Source organism: Streptomyces sp. NPDC001828 (assembly GCF_042892175.1).
Lineage (GTDB): Bacteria > Actinomycetota > Actinomycetes > Streptomycetales > Streptomycetaceae > Streptomyces.
Window position 1 is genome coordinate 925040 of the sequence record NZ_JBIATV010000002.1, and the last position, 14302, is coordinate 939341.

The window sequence follows — 14302 nt, forward strand, 5'->3', positions numbered from 1 at the left end:
TACGATCGGCGGCGTGGCAGGTCATGGACGCGGGCGAGGGACGCGGGGCGGTCGGGCGGCGGGATGCGCGCTCGCCGTGCTGCTGCTCGGCGCGGCCTGCTCGGCGCCCGGGGCGGCCCCCGACGCCACCGCGGGCCAGGTGCAGCAGGTCCTCGACCGGCGCGCGGCCGCCGTCCTGAAGCACGACGCCGGCAGCTACCTGGCCGCCGTCGACCCCGCCGCGAGCGCCCTGCGGGCGGCCCAGGGCGCCGAGTTCGGCAACCTCACGCAGGTGCCGCTGACGTCCTGGGCGTACCGGGTCACCCAGGTGGACCGGCACGGCACGACCGCCACCGCGAAGGTCGACCTGCGCTACCGGATCCAGGGTTACGACACCGCGCCCGTGACGGCCGCGCGCACCCTGACCTTCGACCGGCGCGGCGGGACCTGGTACGTCACCGGCGACCGGCCCGCCCAGGGCGCCGCCCAACTCCTGTGGCAGCAGGGCCCGGTGACCGCCGTGCGCGGCAGCCGCAGCCTGATCCTCGGGGTGGGCCAGGACCCGGCGCGGCTGCGTGAGATCGCGGCCGCGGAGGACACCGCCGTGCCCGCGGTCTCCGCCGCCTGGCCCGGAAAGTGGGCGGGCCGCGTCGTCGTCCTCGTACCGGCGTCGCTCGACGCCATGGCCGCGCTGCTCGGCGCGCCCGCCGCCTCGTACCGGGGCATCGCGGCGGTGACCACCGGCGAGGCGGGCGGCGCCGGGGCGGCTCCGGCGGACCGGGTGATCGTCAACCCGGACGCCTACGCGGTCCTCGGCGACCTGGGCCGCAAGGTCGTCCTCACTCACGAGACCACCCACGTCGCGACCCGGTCCCACACCTCGCCCGCCACCCCGATGTGGCTCTCGGAGGGGTACGCGGACTGGGTCGGCTACCGCGACACCGGCCGCACCGCCGCCCAGGCCGCCCCCGAACTCCAGAAGGCGGTCCGCGCGGGCGACCTCCCCGCCGGCCTCCCCTCGGACGCCGACTTCGGCTTCGACGGCGGCGCGGACCGCCTGGCGAGGGCGTACGAGGGCGGCTGGCTGGCCTGCCGCATGATCGCCGCCCGCTGGGGCGAGGCCACCCTGGCCCGCTTCTACACCGAGGTCGGCGACCAGCCCCATCGCGAGGGCGCCCCGGAAAAGGCCATGACCGATCAACTGGGCCTGACGCCAAGGGAGTTCACGGCGCAGTGGCGGGAGTACGTAAGGGAACAGCTGGGCTGATCGGGGGCAGCCCCCCGGGCCTGCGGCGCACCCGTCGTCAGCGGCTGGCCGACGGTTCCGTCGCGCGGGCGGGCTGAACGGGGAGCGGCGGCAGGTTGCGGCTCCGGGAGGTGGACTGCCACAGGCGGCGGCACGCGAGGAGCGAGGCCGCGACGAGCAGGCCGTTGCGGACGGTGAGCAGGAGCAGGCCGAGCCAGTCGCCGCTCACCACGTGGGAGAACCAGATCGGGAACTCCAGGAACGTCACGGCCGTCGCGGCCAGGACCAGATGGGCGGGCCGTGTCATGGGGCTCCGGCGGAAGGCGAGGCACACCGCGGCGAGGCCGACCAGCCACAGAAGGTACTGGGGGCTGATGACGCGGCTCGTGGTCGTGAAGAGCAGGACCGCCGTGAAGGCCGCGTCCGCGAGCGTGCTCGGGCGCAGCGGGCCACGGGCCCGCAGCCGCCACAGGAGCAGCCAGCCGAACGCGAGCACGGTCAGGCCCATCGCGAGGGCGGACACCAGCGGTACGTACGGGCCGAGGAACTCCACCGAGCCGTAGTTCAGCTGCACCCGGCCCTGCCAGCCGAAGTGCCGGGCCACCTGGAAGACGAGCGCGCCGAGCGACTCGACCTCGGTGCCCCGCTCCCGCTGGAAGGTCAGGAAGGCCAGCGCGCCCGGCGCCGCCGCCACGCAGGCCGCCAGGAGGGCGGCCGCCGTCACGACGGCGGTCGTCCACGCCCGGCGCGGGGCGCGCACCAGCAGCAGCACCGGCCACACCTTGAGCAGCGCCCCGAACGCGGCGAGCGCGCCCAGGGTCCGAGGATGGCGGACCCCGGCGAGCAGGGCGGCGACCGCGACGGCCGTCACCATCAGGTCGTAGCGGGCGTACGCGGTGGGGCCGAGCAGCGGCACCCCGAGCGTCCACATCCAGGCCCCGTTCAGGGACTTGCCCGGGCGGCCCGCCGCGTACATCAGGAGGGCGAAGACCAGCGCGTCCGCGACCAGGACGAGCACGAAGAACGCCGACGCGTACGGCAGGAACGGCAGCGCGGCGGGGGAGAGGACCGCGAGGGCCGCGGCCGGCGGGTACTGCCACGTCACGTCGTCCAGGGGATACGTGCCGGTCCACAGCACCTGCGACCAGCCCTGGTAGATGACATGGACGTCGCTGGTGACGTCCGGCCCCGGCAGGACGAGCACCTTGAAGACGCAGAGCAGCAGCAGGTAGCGGGTCGCGGCCCAGGTGACCGCCACGGTGAAGGGGCGCCGGGAGGTGCGCATGATGTCCGCCTCGTCCTCGTTTCGGGGGCCGGAGCCAGCCATGATGCCGGGTGGCCGGGCGGGTTGGCGGCAAGGCGGGGCCGGGTCTTTCGGTTCCGGGGGTGCCGCCCGGCGGGCTCGCCTCGGCTCGGCGCCCCGGGTTCGGTACTGTCGGCGGCGATGCACAAGACCTTGATCGTGACCAATGACTTCCCGCCGCGTCCGGGCGGGATCCAGGCGTTCCTCCACAACATGGCCCTGCGGCTCGATCCCGAGCGGATCGTCGTGTACGCCTCGACGTGGAAGCGCGGCAGCGAGGGCGCCGAGGCGACGGCGGCCTTCGACGCCGAGCAGCCGTTCACCGTCGTGCGCGACCGCACCACGATGCTGCTTCCCACCCCCCGGGTCACCCGGCGGGCCGTCGCCCTGCTGCGCGAACACGGCTGCTCCTCGGTGTGGTTCGGGGCGGCGGCGCCGCTCGGCCTCATGGGGCCCGCGCTGCGCAGGGCCGGCGCGGAGCGCCTGGTGGCGACGACGCACGGGCACGAGGCGGGGTGGGCCCAACTCCCCGTCGCGCGGCAGCTGTTGAGGCGGATCGGCGAGGGTACGGACACGATCACCTACCTCGGCGAGTACACCCGCTCGCGGATCGCGGGCGCGCTCACCCAGCAGGCCGCGGCCCGCATGGTCCAGCTTCCGCCGGGCGTCGACGAGAAGACCTTCCACCCCGGCTCGGGCGGCGACGAGGTGCGGCGCCGGCTCGGCCTCGCCGACCGGCCCGTCGTGGTCTGCGTCTCGCGGCTCGTGCCGCGCAAGGGGCAGGACACGCTGATCCGGGCCCTGCCGGCGATCCTGGCGCGAGTGCCGGACGCGGTGCTGCTCATCGTGGGCGGCGGGCCGTACGAGGCCGACCTGCGCGAGCTCGCGTCCGACACCGGGGTGTCGGCCTCGGTCCGCTTCACCGGTGCGGTGCCGTGGGCCGAACTGCCCGCGCACTACGGGGCGGGGGACGTCTTCGCGATGCCGTGCCGCACGCGGCGGGGCGGCCTGGACGTCGAGGGCCTCGGCATCGTCTACCTGGAGGCCTCCGCGACGGGTCTGCCCGTGGTGGCGGGCGACTCCGGGGGCGCGCCGGACGCCGTCCTCGACGGCGAGACGGGCTGGGTCGTCCGGGGCGACTCCCCCGAGGACGCGGCCGAGCGGATCGTGACCCTGCTGCTGGATCCCGGTCTTCGGGCGCGGATGGGGGAGCGGGGGCGGGCCTGGGTGGAGGAGAAATGGCGCTGGGACCTCCTGGCGGAGAAGCTCCGGGGGCTCCTCTAGCCCCCTTTCCCCGGGGGGGGTCGGGACTGCGCGGTCCCCCGCGGTCCGTGGGGTTGGCTGGGTACGGCTAGCCTGCGGCTTTTCGCGCAGTTCCCCGCGCCCCCAGAACCCGTTCGTGCCTGCGGACCGTGCCGGCTTCTCGCGCAGTTCCCCGCGCCCCTGAACCCGCCTTCGTCCGCTGGCCGTGCGTGGCTGGTCGCGCAGTTCCCCGCGCCCCTGTAGGTGACCCCGAATGACTCTGTGCTGGCCCGCACCGGGCGTTTCAGCCCGTCCGGCGTTTGAGGACGAGCGCCGTTCAGGCGCGAACGGGGGTCTGGGGGCGGAGCCCCCAGGGGCCCGGAACCAACCAACCCCGAGCAACGGGGGGTCGGGGGCCAGGCCCCCGAGAGGCCAGGGGCGCTGGGGCTCAGCGGGTGTAGATCGCTTCGATCTCGTCCGCGAAATCCTTCGCCACAACATTCCGCTTGAGCTTCAGCGAGGGCGTGATGTGCCCCGCCTCCTCCGTGAACTGCGCTCCCAGAACACGGAACTTGCGTACCGACTCCGCCTTGGAGACCGCCGCGTTCCCGTCGTCCACCGCCCGCTGCACCTCCGCGAGGAGCTCCGCGTCCTCCCGCAGCGCGGCCACCGAAGCCCCCGGCTTGCCGTGCTCCTCGGCCCACCGGCCGAGGAACTCCTCGTCAAGGGTGACCAGCGCGCCCACGAACGGGCGTCCGTCGCCGACGACCATGCACTCCGCGACCAGCGCGTGCGCGCGGATGCGGTCCTCGATGACCGCGGGGGCGACGTTCTTGCCGCCCGCCGTCACGATGATCTCCTTCTTGCGGCCGGTGATCGCGAGGTAGCCGTCCTCGTCCAGCGTGCCGATGTCACCGGTGTGGAACCAGCCGTCGGCCAGCGCCTCGGCCGTCGCGGCCTCGTTGTTCCAGTAGCCCTGGAACAGGTGCTCGCCGTGCAGCAGCACCTCGCCGTCGTCGGCGATCCGTACCACCGAACCCGGCAGCGGCTGCCCGACCGTGCCGATCTTCGGCCGGTCCCAGGGGTTGAACGCGGTCGCGGCGCAGGACTCGGTCAGGCCGTAGCCCTCCAGGACCGTGAAGCCGATGCCGCGGAAGAAGTGGCCGAGCCGCTCGCCCAGCGGCGCACCGCCGGAGATCGCGTACTCGCCGCGCCCGCCGAGCACCGCCCGCAGCTTGCTGAAGACGAGCTTGTCGAAGACCTTGTGCTTGATCCTCAGGCCGACGGAGGGCCCCGCGTCCGTGCTGAGCGCGGTGCTGTAGGCGATCGCGGTGTGCGCGGCCTTGTCGAAGATCTTGCCCTTGCCGTCGGCCTGCGCCTTGGCGCGCGCCGAGTTGTAGACCTTCTCGAAGACGCGCGGCACTCCGAGGATCAACGTCGGCCGGAACGAGGCGAGTTCATCGGTGAGGTTCTTGATGTCGGGGACGCAACCGAGCTTGATCGGCGCCATCACCGAGGCCACCTCGACCAGGCGTCCGAAGACGTGGGCCGCCGGCAGGAAGAGCAGCACCGAGCACTCGCCGGTGCGGAAGAGGGGCTTGAGCCGCTCCACCACGTTGCCGCACTCCGCGAAGAACGCGCGGTGGGTCAGCACACAGCCCTTGGGGCGGCCGGTGGTGCCCGAGGTGTAGACGATGGTCGCCGGGTCGTCGGCGTGCGCGGCGGACATCCGGACGTCGAGGAGCTCGTCGGAGACGTCCGCGCCGGCCGCGGTGAGTTCGGCGACGGCGTCCGCCTCGATGCTCCGGATCCCCTTGAGGCCGGGCAGCGCGCCCTGCACCGAGGCCACGGAGGCGCGGTGCGCCTCGGACTCGACGATGGCGAGCGTGGCGGCGGAGTCGCTCAGGATCCACTGGATCTGCTCGGGGGAGCTGGTCTCGTACACCGGCACGGTGACCGCGCCCGCGCTCCAGATCGCGAAGTCGAGCAGCACCCACTCGTAGCGGGTGCGCGAGAGCAGGGCCACCCGGTCGCCGGCCTCGACGCCGGTGGCGATCAGGCCCTTGGCGACGGCACGAACCTCGGCGAGGAACTGGCGGGCGGTGACATCGGCCCAGGCACCCGCGACCTTGCGGCCCATCACCGCGACATCGGGGTGCTGAGCGGCATTGCGGCGGATCAGATCCGTCAGGTTGCCGTCCGAAGGGACCTCGTACAGGGCCGGAAGGCTGAACTCGCGCAAGACTGCTGCTCCTCATCGGGCGCCGGTGCCACGGCTCTGTGTGACGCACCGGCTGCGGTCCAAGATCGGGCAGGTGCCCGGCGGATCCGTGGGGGGCGGAACTGTCGAGCACGACTGGACTGCCCGGACGTTACCCATGGGTAGGCGGTTCCGGATAGGGGGTTCTGGCCAGATGTTCGGTGCGTCACACATCTTTGACACTGCTCCGCGCACGATAGTCCACCGCTTTCAGGACTCGGAAGTAACCGCAGGTCCGACGGCCTAAGGTGATCCTCATGCGAGTTCATGTGGTCAGTGACGTGCACGGGAACGCCGAGGGTCTGGCCAAGGCCGGCGACGGGGCGGACGCCCTGGTCTGCCTCGGTGACCTGGTCCTCTTCCTCGACTACGCCGACCACTCGCGCGGCATCTTCCCCGACCTCTTCGGCGTCGAGAACGCCCACCGGATCGTCGCCCTGCGCACCGCCCGGCGCTTCGAGGAGGCCCGCGAGCTGGGGCGTTCGCTGTGGGCCGGCCTGGACCGGGAGGCCGCGATCGAGGCGGCGGTCCGCCGCCAGTACGCCGAGCTGTTCGCCGCCTTCCCCACCCCGACGTACGCCACGTACGGCAATGTCGACATGCCTGCCCTGTGGCCGCAGTACGCGGGCCCGGGCACCACCGTCCTGGACGGCCAGCGGATCGAGATAGCCGGCCGCGTCTTCGGCTTCGTCGGCGGCGGCCTGCGCACCGCGATGCGAACGCCCTATGAAATCTCCGACGAGGAGTACGCCGCCAAGGTCGAGGCGCTCGGCGAGGTCGACGTGCTGTGCTCGCACATCCCGCCCGAGGTCCCGGAGCTGGTGTACGACACCGTCGCCCGCCGCTTCGAGCGCGGCTCGCGCGCCCTGCTCGCGGCGATCGAGAAGACCCGGCCCCGCTACTCCCTGTTCGGCCACGTCCACCAGCCGCTGGCCCGGCGGATGCGGATCGGCCGCACCGAGTGCGTCAACGTCGGCCACTTCGCGGCCACCTCCCGGCCGTTCGCCCTGGAGTGGTGATCAGGCCACTGGACCGGCGACCGGCCCGTACGCGATAGCCTGCACGGGCACCTCCCCACCGCCGACGGCCGCGCCGGGCGGGGGAGACCCAGACCCACCGGACCGCGCACTGGAGGAGCCACGACGATGGCGGAACACACCAGCTCGTCTATCACCATCGAGGCGGCCCCCGCCGACGTCATGGGAGTGATCGCGGACTTCGCCCGCTACCCGGAGTGGACCGGAGAGGTGAAGGAGGCCGAGGTGCTCGCCACCGACGACCGGGGTCACGCCGAGAAGGTGCGGCTGCTGCTCGACGCGGGCGCCATCAAGGACGACCACACCCTCGCCTACAGCTGGAACGGCAACACGGTCAGCTGGACGCTGGTCAAGTCCCAGATGCTGCGCACCCTCGACGGCTCGTACACCCTCGCCGACGCCCCCGGCGGACGGACCGAGGTCACCTACCGGCTGACCGTCGACGTCAAGATCCCGATGCTCGGCATGATCAAGCGCAAGGCGGAGAAGGTCATCATCGACCGCGCCCTCGCCGGCCTCAAGAAGCGCGTCGAGAGCGGCCCGGGCGAGGCCGGGGCCGGCGCCGCCGACGGGGCCGAGAAGCTCTAGACGTGCGTACGGTCCTGGTCACCGGCCCCGGAGGCGCGGGCCGCACCACCCTGGCGGCGGCGACCGCACTCGCCGCGGCCCGCCCGGGCGCCCGGGTCACCCTGCTGACCGCGGACCGGCTGCCCGGCGAACTCGCCGGGGTCACCGTCCGGCGAATCGATTCGGCGGCCCACTTCCGCGCCGAACTCCTCGCCTTCCAGGACCGCGCGGGCGCCGCCCTCGACCTGCTCGGCGCCTCCCGCCTGGACGCCGAGGAACTCACCGAACTCCCCGGCGCCGAACAGCTCGCCCTGCTCAGCGCCCTGCGCGAGGCCGCGGCCGAGGAGCCGGACCTGCTCGTCGTCGACCTGCCGCCGGCCGGCCGGGCGCTCGCCGCCCTCGCCCTGCCCGAGCAGCTGCGCCGCTATCTGCGCCGGCTGCTCCCGCCCGAGCGCCAGGCCGCCCGCTCGCTGCGCCCGGTACTCGCCCAGCTCGCCGGGGTGCCCATGCCCGCGCAGTGGCTGTACGAGACGGCGGCCCGCTGGGACCTCGAACTGGCCGCGGTCCAGGCCGTCGTCGAGGACCCGGGAACGACCGTACGGCTGGTCGCGGAACCGGGACCGGCCGCCGCCGAGACCCTGCGCACCGCCCGGCTCGGCATCGCCGTGCACGGGCTCGCCCTGGACGCGGTGGTCGCCAACCGGCTGCTGCCCGCCGAGACCCCCGACCCCTGGCTGGCCGGGCTCGTCGCCCAGCAGCGCAAGCACCTGGACGAGCTGGCCCAGGAGTTCCCCGTCGTGCGCGAGGTGGCCCACCTGGGACGCGATCCGCGCGGCGACGACGACCTGGAGCGGCTGCTCACGGGCCCCGGCCCGGACGCGGTCCCGGCCCCGCGCTGGGACATCGAGGACCGGCTCGCCGACGACGACGTCCTGGTGTGGCGCCTGCCGCTGCCCGGCGCCGTCAAGGACGGGCTCTCGCTGGTGCGGCGCGGCGACGAACTCCTGCTGACCGTCGGCCCGTTCCGCCGGATCGTGCCGCTGCCCTCCGCGCTGCGCCGCTGCACCGTCACCGGGGCCGGTCTGAGCGACGGCGTTCTGGACATCCGCTTCGCGCCCGATCCCGAGCTGTGGCCTCGCGGCCGCTGAACGGGGTACCCCCGTTCGGGTAACGTCGAAGGAAACAGACCCGTAGCAGAACCAGCCGCTGGAGTTGGCCATGAGCGAAGCCACCGAGCGCCCCGCCCCCGACGCGGATGCCTGGGCCGACGCCTGCGCCGAGGACCTGGCCGCCGAGCAGGCGCGCCGCCGCGAGCAGTACGGAACGCCACCGGGATCCGCCGCCGAGGAGCTGCGCAAGCTGTTCGAGGCCGTCAGCGACAAGGTGGCCGGCCTCTTCGACGGCCCCGTCGGGCTGTCCGGAGTGGCGGCCCAGGGTGCCGTGCGGCAGCTGATCGGCCAGGCGAAGTCCGCCGTCGAGCCGGTCATCGAGCGCAACCCCGAGGTCTTCGACCACCTCGCCGCGGCCGGTGGCGAGCTGCTCGCCGCCTACCGTTCCGCCGTCGAGGGCCACGAGCGCCGCTGGACCTCCGCCGACGAGCGCAAGCGCGACGAGGGCCCGGGGCCCACCGAGCACATCGACCTCGACGACTGAAGACCGGCGGCCGTCGTCCGCGCGGAGCCGGGACGCCAAGACCCGGACCGGTGCGGACAAAGCGCCGACCGCCGTCTCACCCCTGGGACGAACGGGGGATCGGCACGCTGGGTGGCGCCCCGGCTCGGGTACGGTTGGCCGTAGCGGGGCTCGACCGAACTGAGGGATTCATGGGACTCACCATCGGTGTCGATATCGGCGGCACGAAGATCGCGGCGGGCGTGGTCGACGAGGACGGCAACATCCTCTCCACCCACAAGGTGCCGACTCCCGGCACGCCCGATGCCATCGTGGACGCGATCGCCTCGGCCGTCGACGGCGCGCGCGCCGGACACGAGATCGTGGGCGTGGGCATCGGCGCCGCCGGTTACGTCAACCGGCAGCGGTCCACCGTCTACTTCGCGCCCAACATCGACTGGCGTCAGGAACCGCTGAAGGAGAAGGTCGAGCATCGCGTCGGCCTCCCGGTGGTCGTCGAGAACGACGCCAACGCCGCGGCCTGGGGCGAGTACCGCTTCGGAGCCGGCAAGGGCCACCGGAACGTCATCTGCATCACGCTCGGCACCGGCCTCGGCGGCGGCATCATCATCGGCAACAAGCTGCGCCGCGGCCACTTCGGCGTGGCCGCCGAGTTCGGCCACATCCGGATGGTGCCGGACGGCCTGCTGTGCGGCTGCGGCAGCCAGGGCTGCTGGGAGCAGTACGCCTCCGGCCGGGCCCTGGTGCGCTACGCCAAGCAGCGCGCCAACGCCACCCCCGAGCGCGCCGAGTTCCTGCTCGGGCTCGGCGACGGCACCCCGGAGGGCATCGAGGGCAAGCACATCTCGATGGCCGCCCGCCAGGGCGACCCGGTGGCGGTCGACTCCTACCGCGAACTGGCCCGCTGGGCGGGTGCGGGCCTGGCCGATCTGGCCTCGCTCTTCGACCCGTCGGCGTTCATCGTCGGCGGCGGGCTCTCGGACGAGGGCGAGCTGGTGCTCGACCCGATCCGCAAGTCCTACCGGCGCTGGCTGGTCGGCGGGAACTGGCGTCCGGTCGCCGACGTCATCGCGGCCCAGCTAGGCAACAAGGCCGGCCTGGTCGGTGCGGCCGACCTCGCGCGCCAGCCCGACCCGGTCATGTAGGACCCGTACTGCCTTCGAGTGGGCCCGTAGCACCGACAGCGCCCGCCGCGTCCTCCCCGGACCGGCGGGCGCCGTCACGCACGGTGGACGACGACTCTGCGGGCGCGCGCACGTGCCGTGGACCATGAAGGCTCGGCGGGCGCGCTCATGCGCTGTGGACCATGACGACCCGGCGGCGCTGCCCTACGTTGTGGACCATGACGACCCCCGCCGACGGACTGCCCGCGTCCGCGACCGACAACGGCTCGGCCGTGATCCGTGTCCTCAGCTACAACATCCGCTCGATGCGCGACGACAACGCGGCGCTCGCCCGGGTGATCCGGGCCTGCGAGCCCGACCTGGTCCTGATCCAGGAGGCGCCCCGCTTCTTCCGCTGGCGCAAGGCCGCCGCCCGCCTCGCGGCGGCGACCGACCTGGTGTTCCTCGGCGGTGGGGCCACCGCCGCCGGCCCGATGCTGCTGTGCTCCCTGCGGGCCACCGTGGAGCGCACCGAGGACGTGCTGCTCCCGCTCACCCCCGGGCTGCACCGGCGCGGTTTCGCGACCGCGGTGGTACGCGTCGGCGGGGCCAGGATCGGGGTGCTGAGCACCCACCTCAGCCTTCAGGCGGCCGAGCGGTACGAGCAGGCGGGGGCGCTGCTCGACCGCCTGGCGGGGATGGGTGTGGAGCACGCGATCGCGGGCGGCGACCTGAACGAACGGCCCGGCGGGCGCAGCTTCGCCCGGCTCGCCGGGGTGCTTCAGGACTGCCACCAAGTGGCGCCATGGGGTGGCGAGTTCACGTCCACGCCTCGTGATCCGCACCAGCGCATCGACGCGGTCTTCGCCACGCGGGGTGTTGAAGTCCTGGGCTGCGGTGTGCCGTTGGGTCTCGCCGATCCGGGGGACCTGCTGGCCGCCACGGACCACCTGCCGGTCCTGGCCGCCCTGAGAATCCCCACCCCGTCCCCCTGAGGGGCTGCCCCCTCGAACCCCGGCGGGGGCTCCGCCCCCGCACCCCCGTACCGCGCCTGAACGGCGCTCGTCCTCAATCGCCGGACAGGCTGAGGCTGCCCCTACGAGCCCGCACCGATCCGCCAGGCGCGCGAGCAACCCCGCAGCCGAAAGCGGGCTAAGGGGCGCGAGGAACTGCGCGAGAAGCGACCACGACCGACGGACGAAAGGGGGTTAGGGGCGCGGGGAACTGCGCGAGAAGCGGGCACGGTCCGCAGACGAAGGCCGGTTACAGAAAACACGCAGGCCGCAGACGAAGGCCGGTTACGGAAACGCACGGGCCGCAGACGAAACCGGTTACGGAAACACGCAGGCCGCAGACGAAGGCCGGTTACGGAAACACGCGGGCCGCAGGCGAGAGCGGGTTACAGGGGCGCGGGGGCGAGAGCGGCCCAGTACAGTCCGCAGCCGGAGAGGGGGTTGGGGCCTTCGGGAAAGGCGCCCCCGGAGAGGGGGTTGGAGCGCGGCAGGGGAAAGGCACCCTCAGCGCCACAGCAGAGCCGCACTCCCAAGCCCCACGCCGCGTCACACCACCGCACCCCGCCCCGGATCATCGTCCTCCTCGTCGGGCTGCATGCGTGCGAACAGCGTGGCGATGCCGCCGAGGAAGCCGCCCACGCCGAGCAGGGTGAGCCACCACGTGATGTCCCAGCTGAAGATCGCGGCCAGGATCAGCAGCAGCGGACCGCCGATCACGCCGAGCCAGGCGAACTTCGCCGTCGCGTCGGCCTCCGGCAGCGGCGGCGGCTCCGGGGGCACGAAGTGACCCTCGTCCGAGGCGTCCGCGCCGGTGGGCTCGGCCGGGGTGAAGTCGCGCGGGCCGCCCACGCCGGGGGCGAACACCACCGAGCTGCCGAGCGCGGGCTTGTCGGGCCCGGCGCCGGCGCCGGAGCTCTTGTCGAGTCCCTTGTCGAGCCCCTTGTCGGTGTCCTTCTCGCCCCCCGCGCCGGGCTCGGGCGCGGCCTTGCCGTCACCGCTCCCGTCCGACCCGGTCCCGGGCTCGGGCTCGTCCTCGATCAGGGCCAGGTCCTCCACCGATCTGAAGGGTCTGGTGCCGGGCGGATCGGCCGGTTCCTCGCCGTACCCCGCCACGATCGCCGCCCAGGCAGCCTCTTCGTCGATCGGCTGCGGTTCGCGGTCCGCGTCGTGCTCAGCCACCGGTGGTGCTCCCCTTCTTCCCGACGCTCGGAGCGAGGCGGCCGATGAACGAGTAGCTCTCCTCGAAGATCCGCTCCGCATCGTGGTCCAACGTCGCCACGTGGTAGCTCTGTTCCAGCAGGATCTCCTCGACGTCGGTGGAGGAGACCCGGCTGAGGATCCGGGCCGAGTCGGCCGGCGGCACCACATGGTCCTGGGGGCTGTGCAGGACCACCAACGGCTGGGTCACCTGCGGCAGTTCACCGTCCACGATCCTGAAGAAGTTGCGCAGCGAGTGCGCCGCGTGCAGCGGCACCCGGTCGTAGCCGACCTCCTCGGAGCCCTCCTTGGCGATGTCGCTCGCGATGCCCTTGGTGGACGGCACGAGGTGACGGACCACGGGCAGCGCGTGGGCGGCCGCGCCGTGCACCTTGTTGCCCGGGTTGACGAGGACCAGGCCGCTGACCGCGTCGCCGTGCTTGGCGGCGAGGCGCAGCGCCAGGGCGCCGCCCATGGAGAGCCCGAAGACGAAGACCTGGGTGCACCGCTCCCGGAGCTCGCGCAGGGCGCGGTCCACCTGCGCGTACCAGTCCTGCCAGCCCGTGAGCTGCATGTCCTGCCAGCGGGTGCCGTGGCCGGGAAGGAGCGGCAGCGAGACCGTGAGGCCGCGCTCCGCGAGGTGGTCGGCCCAGGGCCGCATCGACTGCGGGGAACCGGTGAAACCGTGACAGAGGAGGACGCCGACCTCTCCGCCCTCGTGGCGGAACGGCTCGGCTCCAGGGAGGACCGGCACCAGGGGTCTCCTGTTCATGAGCAGGGGCGGGGGTTGTGCGGGGGAGTCCTACTTCACGGTACGCGACCGGACCGACACCGACCAGGGCCGTCGCGCGGGAGGCCGGGCCCGGCACGGGTTAAGGTCTGTTCGACAAGCACAGGAAGGCATCCGAGTTGATCTACGGCGCTATGAAGTTCTCCATCGGCGGCTCGCTGAAGCTCGCCTTCAGGCCGTGGGTGGAGGGCCTGGAGAACATCCCCGCCGACGGCCCGGCGATCCTCGCGAGCAACCATCTCTCCTTCTCGGACTCCTTCTTCCTGCCGGCCGTCCTCGACCGCAAGGTCACCTTCATCGCGAAGGCGGAGTACTTCACCTCCCCCGGGGTCAAGGGCAAGCTGACGGCCGCGTTCTTCAAGGGCGTCGGCCAGCTCCCGGTGGACCGCTCGGGCGCCCGCGGAGCCGGTGAGGCCGCGATCAACGCCGGCATCGACGTCATCAAGGGCGGCGGCCTCTTCGGCATCTACCCGGAGGGCACCCGCTCGCCCGACGGCCGCCTCTACCGCGGCAAGCCGGGCGGTCTGGCCCGGGTCGCGCTGGCCACCGGCGCCCCCGTGATCCCGGTCGCGATGATCGACACCGAGAAGATCCAGCCGCCGGGCAAGGTGGTGCCGAAGCTGATGCGTCCCGGCATCCGGATCGGCAAGCCGCTCGACTTCAGCCGCTACCAGGGCATGGAGGGCGACCGCTTCATCCTGCGCTCGGTGACCGACGAGGTCATGTACGAGATCATGAAGCTCTCCGGCCAGGAGTACGTCGACATCTACGCGACCGCCGCCAAGCGGCAGATCGCCGACGAGGCCAAGCGCGTCGCCGACGAGCAGAAGGCCGCCGAGAAGGCGGAGCGGGCCCGCGAGGCGGAGCAGGCCAAGCGGGCGGAACGGCCCGGCGACTAGCGGCGCCCGGCAGAGGGCCGGTTCGGGGGGCGGG

General features: G+C 73.1%; 13 protein-coding genes. 9 read left to right on the plus strand and 4 right to left on the minus strand.

What is annotated here, in order from left to right:
* Positions 1-13 precede the first annotated feature (13 nt).
* Positions 14-1246, plus strand: a complete 1233-nt coding sequence (locus ACFYZA_RS11110; protein ID WP_388489300.1) for a hypothetical protein — start codon at positions 14-16, stop codon at positions 1244-1246.
* Positions 1247-1283: 37 nt separating this feature from the next.
* Here ACFYZA_RS11110 and ACFYZA_RS11115 read toward each other — a convergent pair whose 3' ends face one another.
* Positions 1284-2510 carry a glycosyltransferase 87 family protein gene (locus ACFYZA_RS11115; RefSeq protein ID WP_388489303.1) on the minus strand — a complete coding sequence of 409 codons (1227 nt, stop codon included), beginning with the start codon at positions 2508-2510 and terminating at the stop codon, positions 1284-1286.
* Positions 2511-2669: 159 nt separating this feature from the next.
* Here ACFYZA_RS11115 and ACFYZA_RS11120 point away from each other — a divergent pair, with 159 nt between their 5' ends.
* On the plus strand, positions 2670-3812 hold the full coding sequence (locus tag ACFYZA_RS11120; RefSeq protein ID WP_388489306.1) for a glycosyltransferase family 4 protein: 1143 nt from the start codon (positions 2670-2672) through the stop codon (positions 3810-3812).
* Between the two features lie 406 nt (positions 3813-4218).
* Here ACFYZA_RS11120 and ACFYZA_RS11125 read toward each other — a convergent pair whose 3' ends face one another.
* Positions 4219-6012 carry an AMP-dependent synthetase/ligase gene (locus tag ACFYZA_RS11125; RefSeq protein ID WP_382596517.1) on the minus strand — a complete coding sequence of 598 codons (1794 nt, stop codon included), beginning with the start codon at positions 6010-6012 and terminating at the stop codon, positions 4219-4221.
* A gap of 275 nt (positions 6013-6287) precedes the next feature.
* Between ACFYZA_RS11125 and ACFYZA_RS11130 the strand changes: the two genes are divergently transcribed.
* From ACFYZA_RS11130 to ACFYZA_RS11155, 6 genes are all read left to right on the plus strand, one after another.
* Positions 6288-7049 (plus strand): metallophosphoesterase, encoded by a 762-nt coding sequence (locus ACFYZA_RS11130; RefSeq protein WP_382596516.1) that lies wholly within the window; start codon positions 6288-6290, stop codon positions 7047-7049.
* A 126-nt stretch (positions 7050-7175) separates the two neighbouring features.
* Positions 7176-7655: an SRPBCC family protein gene (locus ACFYZA_RS11135; protein WP_382596514.1), complete on the plus strand. Its 480-nt coding sequence runs from the start codon at positions 7176-7178 to the stop codon at positions 7653-7655.
* Between the two features lie 2 nt (positions 7656-7657).
* A complete protein-coding gene (locus ACFYZA_RS11140; RefSeq protein WP_388489308.1) occupies positions 7658-8782 on the plus strand; it encodes an ArsA family ATPase in 1125 nt (374 codons plus the stop codon).
* 70 nt (positions 8783-8852) lie between these two features.
* Positions 8853-9287 carry a DUF5304 domain-containing protein gene (locus ACFYZA_RS11145; RefSeq protein ID WP_388489310.1) on the plus strand — a complete coding sequence of 145 codons (435 nt, stop codon included), beginning with the start codon at positions 8853-8855 and terminating at the stop codon, positions 9285-9287.
* A gap of 170 nt (positions 9288-9457) precedes the next feature.
* Complete coding sequence (locus ACFYZA_RS11150; RefSeq protein WP_382596508.1) at positions 9458-10411, plus strand: ROK family glucokinase; 954 nt, start codon at positions 9458-9460, stop codon at positions 10409-10411.
* A 197-nt stretch (positions 10412-10608) separates the two neighbouring features.
* Positions 10609-11364 carry an endonuclease/exonuclease/phosphatase family protein gene (locus tag ACFYZA_RS11155; protein WP_382596506.1) on the plus strand — a complete coding sequence of 252 codons (756 nt, stop codon included), beginning with the start codon at positions 10609-10611 and terminating at the stop codon, positions 11362-11364.
* Positions 11365-11928: 564 nt separating this feature from the next.
* Here the strand turns inward: ACFYZA_RS11155 and ACFYZA_RS11160 are convergent.
* Both ACFYZA_RS11160 and ACFYZA_RS11165 read right to left on the minus strand, forming a co-directional pair.
* Entirely contained in the window at positions 11929-12642 is a 714-nt protein-coding gene (locus ACFYZA_RS11160; RefSeq protein WP_388489312.1) for a hypothetical protein, read from the minus strand.
* Positions 12554-13333, minus strand: a complete 780-nt coding sequence (locus ACFYZA_RS11165) for an alpha/beta hydrolase (protein ID WP_388489315.1) — start codon at positions 13331-13333, stop codon at positions 12554-12556. Before ACFYZA_RS11165 ends, ACFYZA_RS11160 begins: the two co-directional genes overlap by 89 nt.
* Before the next feature lie 155 nt (positions 13334-13488).
* Here ACFYZA_RS11165 and ACFYZA_RS11170 point away from each other — a divergent pair, with 155 nt between their 5' ends.
* Complete coding sequence (locus ACFYZA_RS11170; RefSeq protein ID WP_382596500.1) at positions 13489-14268, plus strand: 1-acyl-sn-glycerol-3-phosphate acyltransferase; 780 nt, start codon at positions 13489-13491, stop codon at positions 14266-14268.
* The last annotated feature ends 34 nt before the right edge of the window (positions 14269-14302 follow it).